The sequence below is a fragment of the Acinetobacter sp. UBA2063 genome (assembly GCF_002333245.1).
GTDB classification, from domain to species: Bacteria; Pseudomonadota; Gammaproteobacteria; order Pseudomonadales; family Moraxellaceae; genus Acinetobacter; species Acinetobacter parvus.
The window spans coordinates 6,767-8,773 of sequence record NZ_DDAH01000055.1 but is presented as its reverse complement, the minus strand read 5'-3'; the positions used below and the strand labels follow the sequence as shown (position 1 = coordinate 8,773).

1 protein-coding gene and 1 pseudogene are annotated in these 2,007 nt (G+C 37.2%); both read left to right on the top strand.

Features of this window, described 5'->3' with window-relative positions; translation table 11 throughout:
* Positions 1-50: 50 nt before the first annotated feature.
* Positions 51-692 carry a hypothetical protein gene (locus tag B4H32_RS02745; protein ID WP_004679635.1) on the top strand — a complete coding sequence of 214 codons (642 nt, stop codon included), beginning with the start codon at positions 51-53 and terminating at the stop codon, positions 690-692.
* A pseudogene (locus tag B4H32_RS02740) lies at positions 682-2,007 on the top strand (hypothetical protein); the annotation flags it as partial. The gene B4H32_RS02745 and the pseudogene B4H32_RS02740, both read left to right, overlap by 11 nt.

Genomic DNA, 2,007 nt, shown 5'->3' with positions numbered 1-2,007 from the left:
TGAAATTTGTCGTGTACAGAGTTTACATTACTAAAATAAGGAGCATAAACATGGCATCTAAACACTCAAATCAGAAGAAATACGCTAAAGCTAAGTTTGACTCACATCAGGTCACCCTTACCCCATACCCACCTTTAAGTAAAATTTACAATTGCTATGCACAAATCTTAAAGGCAGCAAAATTGCCTTCAATTTATCAGCCCGATATCAAGTTACTTTATCCCTCAAAAATTTCAGAGAATGAGTTCTTCGTCTTGGATAACTTCCTGCTTCTATATACTTCCAAAACACAAAGTTTATCCATCAATGCACGCTATATTGTGCAAACCGACATCGACCTACCTCTGCTCAAATATCAACTCAGTACACGCTTATTCAAATTAATCACTGAGCTTAAAATTGATATTAAATGTATTAATCCAAATAGCGTACTACATACATTCAATGCTTCACTTTCTAAGCATGCGATTTATGACCTAAATGCACTTCACTCTGAAAAACCACGCTGTGAGTTATCGCTTGATTTGCTCGCAAAACTCATCGGCTGTAGTCGTAATCAGCTCTTGTATCAACAAAAACAAATCCACTCTAGTTACACCGAAAAAATCCAGCAACTCACTGAAAAATGCGAAGCACTCAAACATCCTGAACCGAGCCCAAACCTTTTTTGGAGAGCGCAACATGCAGAGTAAGCCATTAATTCAGCGCCTTTTAGAGCAAGAGTTCATACACGACCATTATGCTGAAGTACTTGAGCAATACCTAAATCGCACAGTTGATATCCCTGAACTGAAGCAGTTATTAAAGCTCGATAATGAGATAGGGCAGAATCACCAATCACTGTTTCTACCTGCTCCACCTTCTGTTTCAGCAAATCCTATTTGTGCTTATATTTATTCAGTACAACAGCACTCCCAGCATTCTGTTATACAGCGATGGTCAGTCCACAATTTACATGCTGCCTGCATTCTTAAATCTATTCCAAATTCAGGTAAAAAAGACCATCAAACAACGATTATTAAAGTACTTGATCGATTTAGGTTAGCAAATGAAGCTTATGCTGCATCGCAGCAAGCAACACAGCTCAGTAAGTCTCAACAAAAATATTTATGGCTATGGCAACAACTTCCTAGCGATAAAACACCATTAGCTGAGTTTGTAAAGAGCTTACGCAGCTTAGAAACCAATTCTAATCTGAACCGTTTTCAATATTTATTGATTCTTGATCTACGGCGTTTTTATGATTATGTGTTGGCACTGAAACCTAAAAAAAATTATTCAGCACCGCCCAAACACATAGATGAACCACATTATCTAGATGAGTACGGCGCAATTTTATGCTGCCCACAAGACATACTACAAAAGGAAGATCCTGCTCTATATTACGAGAAATTACAGGATGAACAGCCAAATCAGCAATACTCAATCAATACAGCACAGGTATCGCCATTAACAAGCCAATCTAGTTTTTTACAACATAAAATTAGCCAGCTCACACAACAACACATTATTAGACAGCAGCATGATTTTATGTGTAGCAAGCATTATCCAGACTTCAATAGCCTGAGCTTACTTGTACAACATTGTCATCAACTCTATTTAAATCATCCAGAAAAAAACAAAGCATATCTTTTTATCTTACTCAGTTTCTTGAGTGGTGTTCCTATTGAGCAATGGCTATATCTACAATCCAGACAACGCTATGCACTCAATAAACGACAGAAGGTCATTTTTGAAAACGATCAATATTTTCTACGTTCCAAATTCACACTGTTTGAGGACTCTGCTTTTGAATACAAAGACCAATTGCTTAATCAGGTGACCCATTTCGATTTGCCTTTAGTAAAAGAGCTGGTAGAGGGTTTAAGACAACCGCCAACAGTGAAGCAAGAACAGGTCGCACATGCATTAAAAAAATGCCGTGAAGAACTCTTCATTCCGTCGTTATCAACTAAAAAAATAAGTGTTTTATTACATCACTGTATTTACCATTACACTCAAAATGAC

Bases quoted from the DNA above. Each gene is read 5' to 3' on its own strand.
- B4H32_RS02745 (WP_004679635.1), top strand. From the start codon at position 51: ATGGCATCTAAACACTCAAATCAGAAGAAATACGCTAAAGCTAAGTTT.